This window comes from Poseidonibacter antarcticus (genome assembly GCF_003667345.1).
Taxonomy (GTDB): Bacteria; Campylobacterota; Campylobacteria; order Campylobacterales; family Arcobacteraceae; genus Poseidonibacter; species Poseidonibacter antarcticus.
In genome coordinates, this window is sequence record NZ_RCWF01000004.1 from 106,241 (window position 1) to 125,536 (window position 19,296).

Genomic DNA, 19,296 nt, shown 5'->3' on the forward strand with positions numbered 1-19,296 from the left:
AAGTTTTTTGAGAGTTTAAGGGGTTTAAAGTAGAGAAAAATTAGATTTTATCTAATTTTCCTTGTACGTAAGTTTTTACATCGTTATAGTTAATAGTTTCTTTGAAATCATCAAATTTTCCACCAGAAGCATTAATATGTCCTCCGCCTTTTGCTATTTTTGCAGCCATTTGAGAAACATCAACTTTCCCATCAGCTCTAAAGCTAGCATTTCCTTTTCGTCCAATATCTATAAAGAAATCAAAATCAGGATTTGCTTTCAAAAAAGCATTAGCAGGAATAGAAATTCCACCTAAGCAATATGTTAAAAGACCTTTATGACCTTTGAATGTAACTGTAAGTTTATCTTTTACATCAGCAAGTGATTTTACAAGATACTTAGCAGATAAATTATCTAAAGTATCATCTTTTTTATCCAATTTTAAAAACTCTTTTTTCATTGAATGAAGTGCGTTATCTAGTAATATATTTCCATTTCTTTCATCTATATATTTAATAGACTCTTTTAATAAATAAATTCTATATTCTCTATTTAAATCTGCAAATAATATATTATTCACTTCTCTTGCTTTTGAAACCATCATTAATAAAACTTTTCCAAATTCAAAGTTTTTTATTTCATGGTCAAGCCAAATATCAACAGCATTAATAGTATCTACTAAAGGAGATAAGCACTCTTTTTCTTCAGCAGTAAAAGCATCAAATTCTTCACACATATAATCATATACAATTTTACTTGCACATCTATTTATATCTAAATAATACCAATCATATATATCTGCACTTTTTTGCCCTGTTGCATGATGATCTAATACTTGAAATTTTATATTAAAACCATTTGCATTTAGTTCATTTATATTTTTATCTAAATCTTTTGATTCTTGTGTAGTTAAATTTAAATCAGAGATTAAAAGAAATATTTCATCATCTTTAAAATCTTCAATCTGATTTAAAACTTTTTTAATAGTTAATTTAACTTCTACACCATAATTTGCATTATAAAAAAAACCTTTTCTAAATAATTCTTTAGAAAGCATCTCTTTTGTAATTAGCTGACATCCATATCCATCTAAATCTGTATGCGAAATATGAAAAAGAATCATGAAGCAATATCTTTTAATGTAAGATCTTCTAAAAATCCATTGATTTTTAACTGTAAATTATTTAGTAAAGGCCAAATAGTACATAACATTCCTACTTGACTTGGACAATCATTCACTGAAGGCGAACACTCAAAAACTGAAGGTATTTTTTCTTCTGCTGCTGTTGTAATCTCTAAAATTGTTATCTGGTCATAAGACTTTTTTAAAGCAAATCCACCATTAACACCCCTATGAGATACTACTATTTCGTGTTTTGCTAAATTTTGCATAATTTTCGCTAAAAATGATTTTGATATATTTAATTCTTTTGATAATACATCTACGTTCATTGGTTCAGTGCTTTTTGCAATTGAAATCAAAGAAAGAAGTGCATATTCACTCTTTTTTGTTAATAACATTTATATCCTGACATATTTTATTCTTTATATTTTACTTGAAATATTATTAAGGTTTGTTATTTTGAAGGATTAATTGTAAAATTTAATATTTTGGCTAAAAAAAAAGGCTTACAGCTAAGCTGTAAACCTTTTTTAAAGAAATTTAAAAAACTAAAATTATTTAGCTCTAATTCCTAATGAAGCAACTAATTCAGTAAATCCTGCAAAGTCAGTTCTTCTTAAATATTTTAAAAGTCTTTTTCTTTTTCCAACCATTTTTAAAAGTCCACGTCTTGAAGAGTGATCTTGTTTAAAAACTTTTAAGTGTTCAGTTAATACTGAAATTTGTTTAGTTAATAAAGCAATTTGTACTTGTGCTGAACCTGTATCACCGTCTTTTTTTGCGTATTGTGCAACTATTTCTTTTTTTAAGTCCTGATCTAAAGCCATGTTGACCTCCTAATAGGTATATGTAATTTCACTTTATATTTATAAAGTGGTCGCGTATTATATATAAATTAACTTTAATCAAGCTTTAACTATTTGTAAAATCATGCTATACTATTTAATCTAAAAAAAAGAAAAGGATATTTATGTTTAATTTACCTGAATTATTAAAAAATCCTAATAATAAAATTTATAATTTAAGTGAATTTGAAAACTACTCTTTAAAAGAAGCCAATGAATTAATAGAAAATGAGGAATATGAATACTGCTTATTTGCTATTTGGAATGCTGTAATTATAAATATTCAAAGAAGAATAGAAAAGTTTGGTATTAAAAATCTATATATTGTAATTGATAATAAAGATAATTTTAATGAAAATGCATCAACATTAAAAGATAGATGGATAAATGTTAATGAATACAAAACAATAGATTATGCAAAAAATTTAAATATTATTAATCATATAACACATGATATTATAACTACTCTTTATTGGATGAAATCTAATAATAATGAACAGAACCATATACAAATAGATGAAAATGAGATTTATGCTATTACATATTTATTAGAAAAACATCTATTTTTAAAAGAGTTTAAAATTGACCAAAGAATTAATAAAACAAATATACAAAGTAATTTTAAACGTAGAGAAGAGGATAGATATAATGACTTAAATCTTGTACCTCTAACACATCAAGAACTACTTTTAAGGTCAAAAATCAAAGTCTTTGAAAAAGAACAAAATAATGAAGAAAGTAAAACTCCATCATTAATAGATAAGTATTGTTAAATACTTAATCTATTATTGTCTATCATCCACCTGTTTCATAAAATGCTCTACTTGAAACTTCATTATCATCTTTTACAGACCATTTATTTTTTTCAGGTTTACCAGCTAGCACTTTTTTCAAAATTGCAACTGCTTCATCTATATTATCATTTCTTACTGCATCCTTAATACTCATTGCATCTTCAAAATATAAACAAGGAATCAAGTAACCTTCTGCTGTAAGTCTTATTCTATTACAAGCCGAACAAAAGTCGTCTTTATGAGGTTCTATAATACCAAATTGGTAACCATCTTCTAATTCATAATATTGTGCAGGTGAGCTTGTATCTCTTGGTATTGTTTTAACAATTTTATATTTTCTTGAAATAATTTCTTTCATTTCATCAGAATTTAAACCCTTAGCACCCTCTTTTGCATGATGATTTTCCATAAATTCAATAAATCTAATAATATAACCACGTTCTTTACAAAAATCTAAAACCTCAACAATGTCTTGGTCATTTATTCCTTTTATTGGAACACAGTTTATTTTGATTTTTAAACCTGCATCATCGGCTGCTTGAATACCTTTTAATACTGTTGGTAAAACATTTTTTTGAGCGATTTTTGCAGCTACATCAGCTCTCATACTATCTAATGAAATATTTATTCGTTTTAGCCCTGCATCTTTTAACTTTTGTGCTGCATTTGGAAGTAAAAATGCATTTGTTGTTAAAGCTAAATCTATATCATTTTTATAGTCAAAAATCATTTTAAGAAAAGTGTCTAAACCTTCTCTTAATAATGGTTCACCACCTGTTATTCTAACTTTTTTAATACCTTCATCTATTGATGCTTTTATAAATTTAAATAAATCTTCGTATGAAAGTAAGTTTTCTTTTGGGACCCATGAAAAAGGTTTTTCAGGCATACAATACTGACATCTAAAATTACATCGCTCTGTAACTGATACTCTTAAATAATCATGTTTTCTACCATATCCATCTATTAACATATTTTTTCCTTATCTTCTTAACTTACAAGAGTAATATAATTTAACTTAAAAAGGTCAAATTAATTTAACCTTTTCCACGCTTCTTCTAAGCTATCAACTCTTTGTGCAAAAACTAAATATAATGCAATATTAAATTTAGCAAGTTTTAAAATCTCTTCATCAGGATTTTTAACAATTTCCAAGGCTTCTTCTAATGTAATATTTTCATAAGTTTTATCATAAGAGATTCCAAAATCTTTTAAATCAAAAGGAAATTCAACTATTTCGCCATTTACTTCTTTCCAATATTTACCATTTTTAAATACTTCAGGACTTCCTTCACTAGCTTTTACTACTAAAACTTCTTTGTAATACTTTTTAAATATTGCTAGGTATTTTTGTACATAAGGTTTATGAAATGCTGTTGTAACTCCATATTCACTTGAAGCTGGATTTAGTAATTTCTCAACTGTATTAAAAACAGTTCTTAAACCTAACTCATGTCTTAAAGGTGTAATATCACTTAATTCTTTTAAGTACTCTGCTCTATTGAAGAAATGAACATACTCTTTTATATCCAATGCTTCAAATACTTGTTTTGTAGTTAAACCATTTTTTGCAGGTTGTAATAAATCACCTGATATTACTAAGTGTAATTCTTTTATATCTTTATTATTTTTATGAAACTCTTTTAATATATTTTCATATAAAGGAAATAAAAATGGATTGTTTGTTCTTCCATCAAATGAATAACCTAGTTCTATTGAGTTTTCTACTTTTGTAAATTTCATATATTTTTTAAGTGCTTTTACACATGCTATTAATTCAGGATTTGTTTCAAGTTTAGTTCTCCATCCAATTAAAAATGCACCCATTTGGCTTTGTGTAACTTTATTTTCTAAAATAGATTCGACTGCATCAATTACTTCATCTTCTTCTAATTCTCTATTTCCTTTAGGACCTGTTCCTACTGCTTTTATATATTTTTTAAAATTCATTATAAATACCTTATTCTTATTTAATTTAATAATTTTGTGCAAGCATATTATAGAGTTGCTTAAAAAAACAATTATAAAGTAGAGTTTTTTTACCTATACTTAAACCATGGAGTTATTGATTTAGATACAATACTTTTAAAAAAATAGAATTTAATTACATTTAATAAAAAAGAAATATTTATATAAGGATATAAAAAAATGGGAAAAGTATATTTAACAGGAGCAGGTCCTGGAGCAATTGATTTAATGACAGTAAAAGCTGCAAGAATGATTACTCAAGCTGATATTATCATATATGATAGATTAGCAAATCCAAAAATATTAGAAACAGCAAAAAAGGATTGTGAATTAATTTATGTAGGAAAACAAAAAGGTAAGCATTCTGTTCCACAAGATCAAATAAATGAACTTATTTATCAAGCAGCACTTAAACATGAAAAAGTTGTAAGACTAAAAGGTGGTGATCCTTTTGTATTTGGTCGTGGTGGTGAAGAAGCAATTTTTCTTTTTAATAAGGGAATAAAATTTGAAATAATCCCAGGTATTACATCTGCTATTTCTGTACCTGCTTATGCTGGAATTCCAGTAACACATAGAGGTGTTACAACATCATTTAGAGTAGTAACAGGTCATGAATCACCAAATAAAAAAATATCTCAAATAGAATGGGAAAGTTTTTTAAATGATGAAACATTAGTTTTTTTAATGGGCTTTCATAATATTGGACTTATTACTAAAAATTTAATGGAACATGGTAAAAGAAGAGATTATCCCTGTGCTGTAATATCAAAAGGCTCAACACCTGACCAAGAAGTTGTAGTTTCAACTTTAGAAAATATTGTTGAAGACTCTTTAAATATGCCAACACCTGCAATTATAGTTGTAGGAGAAGTTGTTAAATTAAGAGAAAAAATAAAGTGGACATATTAGTTCTTAAATTGCATATAAATTATCTATTAGTTTCATAAATATTCAAATTGTTTAAATTTTAAACAACTTTGCTATGCAATTGCTACAATTAGGCTATACAATTATTACAGACAAAAAAAAAGGATTAAAAAATGAAATTTTTAAAAACTGCGTCATTATCTGTAGTTGCTATAGCTTTATCTTCAAGTCTTGCATCAGCAGATACATTAGATTCAATCAAAAGTAAAGGTACGCTTAGTTGTGGTGTTTCAACTGGTATTGCAGGTTTCTCTGCTACTGATTCTAGTGGTCAATGGAAAGGGATAGATGTTGATATGTGTAAAGCTGTTGCATCTGCTGTTTTTGGTGATGCTTCAAAAGTAAAATATGTTCCTTTAACTGCAAAAGAAAGATTTACAGCTCTTCAAAGTGGTGAAATTGATATGCTATCAAGATCTACTACTTGGACTAATACTAGAGATACATCTTTAGGTTTAAACTTTGCAGGTGTAAATTATTATGATGGGCAAGGTTTCCTTATTTCTACAAAAATTGGTGTAGATTCAGCATTAGAGCTTGACGGTGCAACAGTTTGTATTCAAGCAGGAACAACAACTGAATTAAACTTAACTGATTATTTCAAAGCTAATAAAATGACATATAAACCAATTACTTATGATACATCTGGACAAACAATTGAAGGATTTAAATCAGGTCGTTGTGATGTTGTAACTTCAGATGCTTCTCAATTATATGGACTAGTATTAAAAGTAAAAGATCCAAGTACAGTAAAAGTACTTCCTGAAATTATTTCAAAAGAACCTTTAGGACCTGTTGTTAGACAAGGTGATGACAAATGGTTTAATATTGTTAAATGGACACATATTGCAATGTTAAATGCAGAAGAAATGGGTATTACTCAAGCAAATGTTGATACTATGAAAAATAGTAAAAACCCTAATATCCAAAGATTACTAGGTGAATCTGGTGAAGCTGGTAAAAACTTAGGATTAGACGCTAAATGGGCATATAACATTATAAAAAATGTTGGTAACTACGGTGAATCATTTGATAGAAATGTAGGAAAAGGTTCTCCACTTAAAATTGATAGAGGTTTAAATAAACTTTGGAATCAAGGTGGTCTTCAATATGGAGCACCAATTAGATAATAAGTATTTTATATAATATTCATCTAATACAAAAAAGGGGAATTTAAATTCCCCTTTTTTAATGATAAGGCAAAGAAATGAAAAAATACAAGAAAACCCCTCAACCGCAGGTTGCATTTTATAACAATCCCGAAAACAGGGCAATTATCTATCAAGTACTAGCATTAGTACTTATCTTCTTATTAACATATTTTGTAATAAATAATATGTTTATAAATATTGAAAAACGTGGGATTAATACAGGATTCGATTTTTTAAATAGCGAAGCTGGTTTTGGAATCTTACAATCACTAATTCCTTATGACGAATCTGATACACATGGAAAAGTATTTATTGTAGGACTTTTAAATACAATTTTAGTTTCTGTGATTGGTATTATATTTGCAACAATAATTGGACTTTTAGTTGGTGTTGGAAGACTATCAAAAAACTTTATGGTTTCTAAATTATCTTTAGTTTATGTAGAAACTTTTAGAAATATTCCAATTTTATTACAAATTCTATTTTGGTATAATGTTGTATTAGCCTCACTACCAAGTCCTAAACAAAGTATCTCATTTTTTGATTCTATTTTCTTTAATAATCGTGGACTTTATATTCCAAGACCTATATTAGAAAGTGGATTTACAGCTGTTATAATTGCATTTATAATTGCAATAGTTTCTGTAATATATCTAAAAAAATGGGCTGATAAAAGACATGATGAAACAGGTCAAGATTTTCCTTTATTTTGGGTTTCTATTGGTATTTTAATAAGTGCTCCAACTTTAGTATTCTTTTTAAGTGGCACTCCTGCTACATTAGAATATTCAGTATTCAAAGGATTTAACTTTAATGGTGGATGGACTTTAATTCCTGAACTTCTAGCACTTGCTTTTGCACTTAGTATCTATACTGCAACATATATCGCAGAAGCAGTTCGTGCTGGTATTGAAGCAGTACCTCAAGGTCAAAAAGAAGCTGCTAGTGCTTTAGGATTAAAAGATAGTACAATTTTGAAAAAAGTAGTATTACCACAAGCACTTAGAGTTATTATTCCTCCTGTAATTAACCAATATCTTAACTTAATAAAAAACTCCTCACTTGCAACTGCAATAGGATATCCTGAGTTAGTAACAGTTTTTTCAGGAACTTCACTAAATCAAGTTGGTCAAGCAGTAGAAATTATTTTAATGACAATGGCTGTTTATTTAACATTAAGTATTCTCATCTCCATATTGATGAATTACATAAATTCTAGAATGCAAATAAAGGAGCGATAAGATGGCAATTTATGAAAAATTAGAAGCTAAACCAGCTCCTTTAGGAACAAAAGGATTGATTCATTGGGCTAAAGAGAATTTATTCTCTTCAATTCTTAGTTCAATATTAACAATACTTTCTGTATATCTTCTTTATGTAACTATTCCTCCATTATTGGATTGGTTGATTTTTGATGCAACTTGGAGTGGGACAAAAGAAGAGATTACAAAAGATGGTGCTAGATGGATTTTTATTATTGAAAAATTCAATCAATTTATTTATGGTTTCTATCCTGAAGAGTTATATTGGAGACCAAACTTAGCATTAGTAATTTTTGCAGTTTATATTATAATATTTAAAAAAGTTCATAATATTAAAGTAAAAGTATTTATTCTTATATCTTTTCCTATTATCACATATACTTTAGTATCAGGTGGATTAGGATTAGAAGTTGTTGAAACAGAAAAATGGGGAGGATTACTTCTTACTATTATTGTAGCATCAGTTGGTATTATTGCATCATTTCCAATAGGGATTTTATTTGCATTAGGTAGACAATCTAATATGCCAATTATTAAAACAATATCTGTTATTTATATAGAATTTATTAGAGGTGTACCTTTAATTACCTTACTATTTATGTCTTCAGTAATTTTACCACTATTTTTTCCAGAGGGAATGGATTTTGATAAATTATTAAGAGCATTAATTGGTATTACATTATTTCAAGCTGCATATATAGCAGAAGTTGTAAGAGGTGGACTACAAGCTATTCCTAAAGGTCAATATGAAGCTGCTGATGCAATGGGCTTGAGTTATTGGCAATCAATGGGATTAATTGTTCTTCCACAAGCACTTAAAATATCAATTCCAAATATAGTTGGTTCATTTATTTCACTATTTAAAGATACGACTTTAATTTTAATTATTGGATTATTCGATGTATTAGCAATGGTTACATTAACCAATAGTGATACAGACTGGTTAGGATTTGAAACAGAAGGTTATGTTTTTGTAACAATGATATATTGGATAATTTGTTTTAGTATGTCAAGATACGCTAAATCAATTGAAGATAAATTTAATACAAATCACAAATAGTAAAGAAGATAGGAAAAATTATGAGTGAATTAGAATATATAATAGAAATGAACGAAGTTAATAAATGGTACGGTGATTTTCATGTACTTAAAGATATTAATTTAAAAGTAAAAAAAGGTGAGAGAGTTGTAATTTGTGGACCATCTGGATCTGGAAAATCTACAACAATTAGATGTATGAATAGACTTGAACCTTTTCAAGAAGGTCAAATCATGATTAATGGTTTAGAACTAACTGAAGATGTTAAAAGAATTAGAGAAGTAAGAAAGCATGTTGGAATGGTATTCCAACATTTTAATCTTTTTCCTCATCTTTCAATTTTAGAAAATTTGATATTAGCTCCTACTTGGGTTTCAAAGATGCCAAGAAAAGAAGCTATTAAAACTGCAATGCATTATTTAGAACGAGTAAAAATTGCAGATCAAGCTGATAAATATCCAAATCAATTATCAGGAGGACAACAACAACGTGTGGCAATTGCTAGATGTTTATGTTCAAACCCTGATATTATGCTATTTGATGAACCAACAGCTGCACTTGACCCTGAAATGATTGGTGAAGTACTAGATGTTATGACCGAACTAGCTGATGATGGAATTACAATGGTTTGTGTAACACATGAAATGGGATTTGCAAAAAAAGTAGCAGATAGAGTAATTTTTATGGATGCAGGTCAAATAATTGAAGAAAATACTCCTCATGAATTCTTTGATAATCCACAATCAGATAGATTAAAAATGTTCTTAGAACAAATATTAGACCATTAAAATACTAACTTGAGTCTTCAAGTTTTATATGAACTTCAAAATAGAAGTTCATATAAATATTATCTTTCGTGAAAAGCTTCAGAAAATGTTTTTGTAATAGGTTTAGATAAATACGTAAGAACACTTCTATTCCCTGTAACAATATCTACTTGTGCTGTCATTCCTGGGCTTATATTTATTTTCTTTCCATTTTTTGTATTTAATTGTGTTTTATCTAAGGCAATAAGTACTCTAAAAAAATACTCTTCACCTTTAGGTGTTTTTTCAACAAGTGTATCAGGACTAATATATGTTACATTCCCATAAAAAACACCATAAATACTATAATCATAAGCATCAAGTTTAACTGATGCTTTTTGTCCTTGTTTAACAAATGAAATATCTGAAGGACGCATTTTAGCCTCTATTATAAGTTCATCTCCAAAAGGTAATAACTCAAGGATTACCTCTCCTGAACGTACGTTTGCTCCTTTTGTAGTAACAATTATATTTTTAACTATTGCATCCATTGGAGAAGAAATAGATGTACGTTCAAAAATAATAGTTTTATCAGCTAATTCTTGTTCTTTTGTAGATAATTCTTCTTCTGCTTTTGTCATATCTGTTTGAGAATCTTGAAAATATTTATTACGTGTATTAGATATTTTACCTTTTAACTCTGCAATTTGACGTCTAATTTTTATAATTTCTAAAGCACCTATATCACCATTGTCCAATAAAGGAATATTTAAATTAAGTTCTTCTCTTGCTAATTTTAATGACTCATTAAGTGCAGACAAATCATCATTAAGCGCTCTTTGACGTCGACGAAATAATGCTTTTTGATTTTCTTTGAACTCAGGATACTTATCAAGAGATTTATCAAATATTAATCTTTTCCCATAAACTTCTGCTCTTAAACGTGAAAGATTTGCTTTTAAAGCTGCTACTTTTGCTTTACTATTTTCATAGGCTGCTTGAGCTTGAGCTTTATCTAGTAAAATAAGATTATCACCTTTTTTTACATGTTCACCTTCTGTTACATAAATTTGCTCAACAACACCATCAATTGTAGATTGAATCTCTTGTGTTTTTGCAGTAGCAATAACCTGCCCTTGGGCATGAGAAATTTGGTCAAGATTTGCATAATATGCCCATACTAAAAAAGGTATAATTACTAAGAGTAAAGTACCAAAAGTTATCCATAAAGGATTTATTAGTGGCTTATGAAGTTGATATTTTTCTTCTTTCATTCTTTATCCTTATTTCGGAGTTTTGGATTAAGTTTTTGTAATATTGCATCTCTTGGACCATCCATTACAATACCTTCAGGAGTCATTACAATTATTCTATTAACCAATCTAAGTAAGGCAGGTTTATGAGTAACCACAACTAAAGTACTCTCAGGAGTAAGTGTTTCATAAATAGAATCAAGTATTAATTTTTCTGTACTATCATCCATATGTGCAGTTGGTTCATCTAAAAACCATGCTTGAGGATTCATAAGTAATATTCTTGTCATAGAAATAATCTGCTTTTGTCCTCCAGATACACTCTCTCCTCCTTCAGGTATTAGAGTATCTAAACCTTGTGAAAGAGTATTTATAAGATTAATTAGTCCAGTTTTTTTAGATACTTCCATAATTGTTTCATCATTGACACAAGTTAATCCAAGTAAAAGATTATCCCGAAGCGTACCTGAAATTAATTTTACATTTTGTGATAAATATCCTATTTTTTCATTAACTTTATTACGTGAAATATGATGAATATCTATACCATTAATAAGAATTTTTCCTTCTTGTGGTTTATAAAGACCTGAAAGAACTTTTAATAAAGTAGACTTTCCAGAACCAATCATTCCTAATACAGCAACCCTTTCACCTTGAGAGATTTTTAAGTTTGTTATTTTTACTGCTGGTTTATTTTCTTCATAAGAAAATGAGATATTTTCACAACAAAAATCCGTATTCATTACAGATGGAGAAATAGGAGATGAAACACCTTCATTATCACAATCAAGAGCGTATACACGATCTAAATCTTCCACTGCTATTTTTGTTCTACCCCACTGTACAAGTAAATTTGGTAACATTGCAATAGGTGAAAGTACTCGACCTGAAAGAATAGTAGTTGCAATAAGTCCCCCCATTGTTAAATCATTCGTTGTACTTACTAAATAAGCACCCATTGCAACAAGTGCAACATAACTAAACTGTTGTAAGAAACCTGCTATATAAGTAGACATTTCAGAATAATGTCGAATCCTTATATCATCATGTATTGCATCTTCAGCTAAAGCATTCCATCTACCTAATATACTCCAACTAGCACCCGTTGCCTTAATATTTTCAGCATTCTCAACACTCTCAACTAAAAGACCTAATTTTTGATGTGATGCCATTGAAGATGTTTTTGTTAAATGTTCAATTTTTTTACGAAAAAATAAACCTGTAATAATTGCTATTATCAAAAAAATTAGAGCAATTCCTCCCATCATCCATCCTGCAATCATTACAATAGCTGCTAAAAAAATCATGGAAAATGGAAAATCAATAAATATATACAAGGCTGCTGAAGAAATAAATGTTCGCACAGTAGCATAACTTTGTAATTGACTAGAAAGAGTACCAATACTCTTAGGTAATGAATCAAGTCGTATATTTAAAAAGCGTTTAAATATATCATGTGAGTATGCTATATCCATATTCTTTGCTGCATGATCAAATATATGTGAACGAGAAAGTTTTAGTATCATTTCTAATAAAATTGCAATGGCAACACCTATACTAAGAGCTACAAGAGTAGAAATACCTTGTGTAGGTATAACTCTATCATAAACTTGCATACTAAAAAAAGAAGTACCCAAAGCTAGAAAATTAATACTCAAAGAAGCAATAACAGCATGTATTATTATATTTTTTTGTTGAAAAGCAACTTTTTTAAACATATCTTTGGCAGACTGTTTTAATTTTGATTTTCGCTCTGTTTTTATTGATGTAAATAGCGTTCCAGGTGGATAAGATTTTTCACTTCTCATTCCATTTTTGTCTTCACTTCTCCAACTATCATTTGCCTCTTTTTCTATAATAATACATATTCCCTCATTTGGTATTAATGCCAAAGCTGGCAATAATGACTCTTTTAAACTACTATCCCATTGAGGTTTTTTTAATTCCAACTTTTCAAAAATAGTATCATATATAGAGGTAATGGACTTAGTTTTTGAATTTAGAAATTTTTCTTTAATCATTTCTAATTCATATAAGGGAAGCCTTAATCTCGCAAAATGAGGTAGCGTACATACTTGAGTAAGCCAATGTATATCTTCTATCAATTTATTTCCCTTCAAAATTAATATTACCTGTTTGTAAAGCTAAACGATAAGATGCTGTTATGTACATAGCTTTAATAGTTGCCATGGAAATCCTATTTTCTGTTACTTCACGTGACATATTAACTAAATCAAGCCATTGACGTTTTCCTGCAATAAATAAACGAGTATAAGATTTTAGTACTAAATTTGATAATCTAATTGTTTGATTAATACTTTCTAATCGATCTATAGATGAATGATAATCTTCATAATATGAAACTAAAATATTCAACAATTTTAGTTTTTTTGTTTTTAATTCATTTTTTGTCTGCATTACAGCATATTTAGCACTTTCCATATTAGATATTGCAGAAAGTCCAGCACCAGGAGTATATGAAAAGTTAAGATATAAGAAACTATCATCTGATTGATCGTTTGTATAAATTGAACCATCTTGATATTCAGCACGTAGTAAAACACTAGGCATTATTTCAGCATCAACACTTTTCTTTTCAGCTTCAGCTATTGAAACTTGTGATTGTAATTTTTTAAGTTCTGGATGAGTATTTACTAATGTCTCTTTCATCTGATCTAGGGATTGTTTTTGATTAAGTGTTTTGTCATTTTCAAACCCTATTTCACATCGAAGAGGATGACCTAAAAGTAGATTCATTTGTGAACGTGCTACTGAATATTTTGACCTAGCAATCATTAAATCTGAATTAATTTGTGCAATACGCGAATTAAGTAATTCTTTATCAGTTCTAGAAGATGCTCCTGCAAAAACACGTCTTTCTACCATTTCTGAGAATTTTACTAGCTGTTTTCTTCCTTCTAAAAATCCTTTAATTTGTTCTTCTGATTCTATATAATTTTGAAGAATTGTTAAAAATTCTTCAGTTAAAATATATCTATTTTCTTCTAGGGTAGATTGAGCTTCCTCATATTCTGATACTGCAATATCTCGCTTTGCATCAAGTTTTCCACCTGTCCACAATGGTTGTTCTAAACGAAAAGTCATATTTTTACGATCTGCACGTTGCGAAATATCTATAGAAGGTGTTGGAAAATAATTCCATTTTGCACTTTCAACTTTTGCTTGCTTAGAAAGAATCATCTGTCTTGAAGCTTTAATACTAGGATAATTTTTATAAGTTTCATTTAATAATGTATTTACATTTTTAACACACATATTTGTATCTCTAACAGGAGTATTTATATTAAAAGTATCTTGTTTTTTAGTATTTTTTATTCCTATGTCTATAGAAACTGGAATTTCTTTCTTTAAAATAGGTTTCTCTTCTTTAATTATTTGTTTTTTTTCTTTAAATCTACTCTTATATGTACTTGTAATATAAGCATTTTTATACTCTTTTTTAAAAGCAGGAAGTGTTTTTTCAACATCTTCCATATTCATAAAACAACCACATCTAACAGTTAAGTTTTTACCTATTTCCATTACTTTACATGAACTATCATAGTTATTTTGTAAAAGTAAATTCCTATTCTTATCAGAACTAGTCTGACTGAGAAGCTGTACTGTATAACAGCTCTCTTTTCCATATAAAACAGTTGCTAACAGTAAAAGAATAAAATATTTCATAAAAATTCCTTATTCTTAAATAACTGTAATATCTTGATCAATCCAGATATCAGCATCAGCAGTACCACCAAGGTCATACTTATTATATGTTATTCCACTTAATGTTTCTGTACCTAATGACGTTTGTCCTTCAAGAGAAACTATATCTCCATTATTTCCTGTTATATACAGCTCATTTGAAGTATTTATTGCAAGTAAATCACTATAATTTAATGTCAATTTATTATCTGCATCACCTGTTATATCTATTTTATCTATATTACTTATTTTAGCATCATCTATTAAGGTAAGATCAAAATCAAAATCACCAATCATAGAAAGAGTATCTACTCCATTTCCACCATCTATTGAGCTAAAGTTTGTACTACTTATACCAATAGTATCATTTCCATTTCCACCATTAAAGGTGTCACTTCCATTTCCATCAATAAGAGTATCATTTCCATCTCCACCATTTAAAGTGTCATTACCAGCACCACCACGAATTAAGTCATCACCATCTCCACCATTAATAGTATCGTCACCATCATGACCATAAAGACGTTCATCATCAGCTGTTCCAGTTAATGTATCATTTCCTGTATCACCTTCTATGATAGCTGAATTATCTCCAAGAAGTGCCTCAAGAGCATCAACATCTAATAAATTACTTACTTGTGTATCACCACTTGATAAACCTTCACTATCTGTTGCATTGATTATTGTGCCATCAATTAAATTTACTTTTGCACCTGCATCAAGACCCAATATATTAATATCAGAATCAAACTTCACTGTTGCAAGTAATTCATTGATTGCTGCATTGTCAATATCACCACCATCTATTGCTGTAATAGTAAGAGTTGTAGAAGGTGTTAGTAATCCTAGTAAACCAGCATCATTTACTACTGAGAATTGTAAACCTAGCTCATTTGCCAATTGAGAAGAAGCAGTAAGTGCCAACTCTTTTAAATTTATCTCCACTGTAGAGTTATAAGCCACAACAACAGAGCGTAAATTTCCATCAACATCTCCTGCAGTCAATGCCTGAGTAGTTAAATCAATTAAACCAACTGCACCAACACCTACTAAACCAAGTAATTGATTATCATTTACTTGAACAGTTGGTGCCACATTGAGTGGGTTTACATGTGGGTCTGTCGTATCAAAAGTTAAAGTACTAGAAGCTGTATCTCCATCATTATCAGTAATTATTCCACTTATAACTGTAGTACCATTTAGTTCATCTGTAGTTGTAGTTGCTTGATCAACGATTAAATTACCATTTGAAAGCAATTGAGAAATAACTTCTTGATCTGTAGTAAATTCTCCTACAAGGTCTATTCCTGTAAATGTAATTTGTTGATCTGTACTTCCTGCGTTAAAGCCACCTGAATAAGCTCCACTTGTACTAATAGAAAGAACAGTATCAGTTCCAACAACTTCAAAATGTAGATAATCACTCAAGTTTCCAACAGTATTACCTCTAGCTAATTCACCTATTAATAAACCACTTAAATCTATAGTATCACCACCTGCAGATACTGCAATTGATGAAAAGTCTGTAATAGTATCACTAGCAGGAGAACCAGCAGTTCCGCCATCACCTTTTTCAAAGATAAAGGTATCATTTCCACTTCCACCACTTAGAGTATCATTACCTTTTCCACCAATGATAATATCATTACCTGATTCACCATTAATAGTATCATTACCAGCACCACCACGTAGTAAATCATTACCTTGACCACCATTTATAATATCAGCACCATCATAACCATAAATACGATCACTATCAGCACTTCCTGTTAATGTTTCAACTCCACTCGTTCCTTCGGTAATATTAGCTGGACTACTATCAGGATCTATTAAACTTAAACCTAGAACATCTGATTTTGTATCAGTTGTTGTATTGTTAGCTGTATCTGTTGCTTCAATTGTAAGGCTAGGGATAAGACCAAGTGAGACTAAATCTAAGCCAACTTGTTCTACATAAACAGTTGCCAAAAATTCATTAAGCTGAAGATTATCTATCGGACCCCCATCTATTGATTCAATAGTAAGTGTAGAACCATTTTGAACATTTACAAGTCCTAGGAAAATACCGCTCTTGGTTTCATTAACAGCCAATCCAAATTCATCTGCCATATCTTGAGAGAAACTCACTTCATAATACCCAGCTACACTAACACCTAGAGTAGCTGTAGCTGCTACTGTTACACTTTCAATATTATTATTAGCATCCACAGCTGTAAATGTTTGATTAGTCCCAATATCAACAGCACCTAAAGCACCAACATTTGCTATTCCTAACAAACCTGATCCTTGGTTAACACTAACTTCAGGTCCCACTTCTTCATAAGCTTCTAATGCTGCATAACTATATTCACCTGTTAGCATATCTACTACAAATGTTTCACCTTGCGTTGTATTAATAGTAAGTTCGTCATTTATATCGTTAAAGCTATAACTATCTACATTAGCAGATGTCCCTGCTGCTGTAATACTATCAGTATCAACATCATAAGTATAAGTATTACCATCAATTCCAATTTCTGAAACATAACCACCATCAGCACCATAAGAAACTACTAAAGACCCTTCAGCAGTATCAGGTTGTACAGGCATAATAAATGTTTGATCATTTGAAGCTAAAGGACTATCATCTTCTACATTTATAGTAAGAGTTGTTGAAGCAGTCGTATTTCCAGCTTTATCAGTAGCAGTCACACCAAAATTTAAAGCTAGTATATCTTCACTATCAGCAGTTGCATGATCCAAAGGTTCTAAAAGAGTAAAAGTATAAGCACCTGTTGCATCTAGTGTTAAAGTAGCTACTGTTGTTGCACCAGCTGTTGCAGTAAGAGTATGTACTCCAGCTGCAGTAGTACTAGCCCATGTTACAGCTACACCTCCAGATGTTGTACCAGCCGTTTGTGAAGCTAGTGTAATTTCACTAATCTCAGAAGCATCACTAATAGACATAGTCCCAGTAACAGCTCCTAAATTTGTCGTATCTGGTCCACCATTTGTATCTTGTAAACCATTTGCTAAAGCTTCTTCTGAAACAGAAGAAGTTTTAGTAGTTATACTTGGTGCTGTTGTATCAATTGTAACTTCTTGACTCTCTACTGTTTCATTATTGCCTGCTGTATCTACTACTTTCATTTGTACAGTGTTTGTACTAGTAAGATTAGCATCATCATAGCTTACTGTTGTTCCAGTCACTGAACTTGTAATATCACTCCATGTCACACCATTATCATTACTATACATAAGTGCTTCATCACTTGCTAAGCCAGCTGAAAGTGTTGCTCCTATAGTTAAGCCATCATTATCGTTTGTGATAAAGTCATTTGTATCAGAACCTGTATCATCTGTAATACTTGTAATATCTACTGTTGTTGTTGGTGCTGTTGTATCAACTACCACGTTTTGAGTAGCATTTGTTGAATTACCTGCTATATCTGTTACTGTTGCAACTATTGGGTAAGTTGTTCCATCTACTAAAGTAGTTCCTTTTAAATCTAAACTCCAATTACCACTACCATCTACACTTAACTCTGTATTTGCTGTTGTATAAGTATTTCCATTTGCACTTACACTTAATGTATTTCCATCAGCTAAATCTACTGTTCCACTTACTTCTAAATTTGTATCACTTGTAATAAAGTCATTTGCTATACCTGTATCATCTGTAATACTTTCAATTGTTACTGTTTTTCCATTTCCATTTGTATCAATTGTTGTATCGATTATTACATCTTGAGTAGCATTTGTTGAATTACCTGCTATATCTGTTACTGTTGCAACTATTGGGTAAGTTGTTCCATCTACTAAAGTAGTTCCTTTTAAATCTAAACTCCAATTACCACTACCATCTACACTTAACTCTGTATTTGCTGTTGTATAAGTATTTCCATTTGCACTTACACTTAATGTATTTCCATCAGCTAAATCTACTGTTCCACTTACTTCTAAATTTGTATCACTTGTAATAAAGTCATTTGCTATACCTGTATCATCTGTAATACTTTCAATTGTTACTGTTTTTCCATTTCCATTTGTATCAATTGTTGTATCGATTATTACATCTTGAGTAGCTACTGGACCATCATTATCACTTACATCAACCACTTTCATTTTTACAGTTGCTGTACTTGTTAAGTTAGCATCATCATAGCTTACTGCTGTTGCAGTTACTGAACTTGTAATATCAATCCATGTAACACCATTATCATTACTATACATTAGTTTTTCACCAGCACCTGTATCTAATGTATTTGTAAGAGTTGCGGCTACTGTTAAACCATTATTGTCATTAGTTACAAAGTCACTACTACTTGAACCTGTATCATCTGTAATACTTGTAATTGTAATTAGATTATTTGGTCCTGTAAAGGCAATAGTAACAAGTTGAGTATCTACTGCTCCATCATTTCCTGCTAAATCTACTACTTTCATTTGAACAGTGTTTGTACTTGTTAAGTTAGCATCATCATAGCTTACTGCTGTTGCAGTCACTGAACTTGTAATATCA

15 protein-coding genes are annotated in these 19,296 nt (G+C 29.7%); 6 read left to right on the forward strand and 9 right to left on the reverse strand.

The features are described 5' to 3' along the window. Positions 1 to 40 precede the first annotated feature (40 nt). The 3 genes from D9T19_RS06790 to rpsO all read right to left on the reverse strand — a co-directional run bounded on the left by D9T19_RS06790 (position 41) and on the right by rpsO (position 1,929). Entirely contained in the window at positions 41 to 1,102 is a 1,062-nt protein-coding gene (locus D9T19_RS06790; protein ID WP_121627474.1) for a DHH family phosphoesterase, read from the reverse strand. Next, positions 1,099 to 1,500: an RrF2 family transcriptional regulator gene (locus D9T19_RS06795; protein ID WP_121627475.1), complete on the reverse strand. Its 402-nt coding sequence runs from the start codon at positions 1,498 to 1,500 to the stop codon at positions 1,099 to 1,101. Before D9T19_RS06795 ends, D9T19_RS06790 begins: the two co-directional genes overlap by 4 nt. Positions 1,501 to 1,656: 156 nt before the next feature. Then, positions 1,657 to 1,929, reverse strand: a complete 273-nt coding sequence (rpsO, locus tag D9T19_RS06800) for a 30S ribosomal protein S15 (RefSeq protein WP_121627476.1) — start codon at positions 1,927 to 1,929, stop codon at positions 1,657 to 1,659. Positions 1,930 to 2,072: 143 nt separating this feature from the next. On the opposite strand from rpsO, the gene D9T19_RS06805 reads away from it, so the two are divergent. After that, on the forward strand, positions 2,073 to 2,720 hold the full coding sequence (locus D9T19_RS06805; RefSeq protein WP_121627477.1) for a hypothetical protein: 648 nt from the start codon (positions 2,073 to 2,075) through the stop codon (positions 2,718 to 2,720). 22 nt (positions 2,721 to 2,742) lie between these two features. Here the strand turns inward: D9T19_RS06805 and moaA are convergent, their stop codons facing one another. Both moaA and D9T19_RS06815 read right to left on the reverse strand, forming a co-directional pair. Further along, a complete protein-coding gene (gene moaA, locus D9T19_RS06810; protein ID WP_121627478.1) occupies positions 2,743 to 3,714 on the reverse strand; it encodes a GTP 3',8-cyclase MoaA in 972 nt (323 codons plus the stop codon). Positions 3,715 to 3,773: 59 nt separating this feature from the next. Beyond that, positions 3,774 to 4,691, reverse strand: coding sequence for a glycosyl transferase (locus D9T19_RS06815; RefSeq protein ID WP_121627479.1), 918 nt, complete (start codon positions 4,689 to 4,691; stop codon positions 3,774 to 3,776). Positions 4,692 to 4,889: 198 nt separating this feature from the next. Between D9T19_RS06815 and cobA the strand changes: the two genes are divergently transcribed. From cobA to D9T19_RS06840, 5 genes are all read left to right on the forward strand, one after another. Beyond that, the gene (cobA, locus tag D9T19_RS06820) at positions 4,890 to 5,621 is read left to right on the forward strand and encodes a uroporphyrinogen-III C-methyltransferase (RefSeq protein WP_121627480.1); all 732 of its coding nucleotides are present in this window, start codon (positions 4,890 to 4,892) and stop codon (positions 5,619 to 5,621) included. Between the two features lie 131 nt (positions 5,622 to 5,752). Next, positions 5,753 to 6,769, forward strand: coding sequence for an amino acid ABC transporter substrate-binding protein (locus D9T19_RS06825; RefSeq protein ID WP_121627481.1), 1,017 nt, complete (start codon positions 5,753 to 5,755; stop codon positions 6,767 to 6,769). Between the two features lie 77 nt (positions 6,770 to 6,846). Then, entirely contained in the window at positions 6,847 to 8,031 is a 1,185-nt protein-coding gene (locus tag D9T19_RS06830; protein WP_121627482.1) for an amino acid ABC transporter permease, read from the forward strand. A gap of 1 nt (position 8,032) precedes the next feature. Further along, complete coding sequence (locus D9T19_RS06835) at positions 8,033 to 9,112, forward strand: amino acid ABC transporter permease (protein ID WP_121627483.1); 1,080 nt, start codon at positions 8,033 to 8,035, stop codon at positions 9,110 to 9,112. Between the two features lie 20 nt (positions 9,113 to 9,132). Then, positions 9,133 to 9,879, forward strand: a complete 747-nt coding sequence (locus tag D9T19_RS06840; RefSeq protein ID WP_121627484.1) for an amino acid ABC transporter ATP-binding protein — start codon at positions 9,133 to 9,135, stop codon at positions 9,877 to 9,879. Between the two features lie 59 nt (positions 9,880 to 9,938). Here D9T19_RS06840 and D9T19_RS06845 read toward each other — a convergent pair whose 3' ends face one another. The 4 genes from D9T19_RS06845 to D9T19_RS06860 form a co-directional block, all read right to left on the reverse strand. Further along, entirely contained in the window at positions 9,939 to 11,111 is a 1,173-nt protein-coding gene (locus tag D9T19_RS06845; RefSeq protein ID WP_121627485.1) for a beta-barrel domain-containing protein, read from the reverse strand. Continuing rightward, the gene (locus tag D9T19_RS06850) at positions 11,108 to 13,195 is read right to left on the reverse strand and encodes an ATP-binding cassette domain-containing protein (protein ID WP_121627486.1); all 2,088 of its coding nucleotides are present in this window, start codon (positions 13,193 to 13,195) and stop codon (positions 11,108 to 11,110) included. The genes D9T19_RS06845 and D9T19_RS06850 overlap by 4 nt, the downstream gene beginning before the upstream one ends. Before the next feature lies 1 nt (position 13,196). Beyond that, entirely contained in the window at positions 13,197 to 14,777 is a 1,581-nt protein-coding gene (locus D9T19_RS06855) for a TolC family protein (RefSeq protein ID WP_121627487.1), read from the reverse strand. A gap of 15 nt (positions 14,778 to 14,792) precedes the next feature. Next, positions 14,793 to 19,296, reverse strand: a 4,504-nt coding sequence (locus tag D9T19_RS06860; protein WP_205588696.1) for a beta strand repeat-containing protein, incomplete at its 5' end; no start/stop codon positions are given.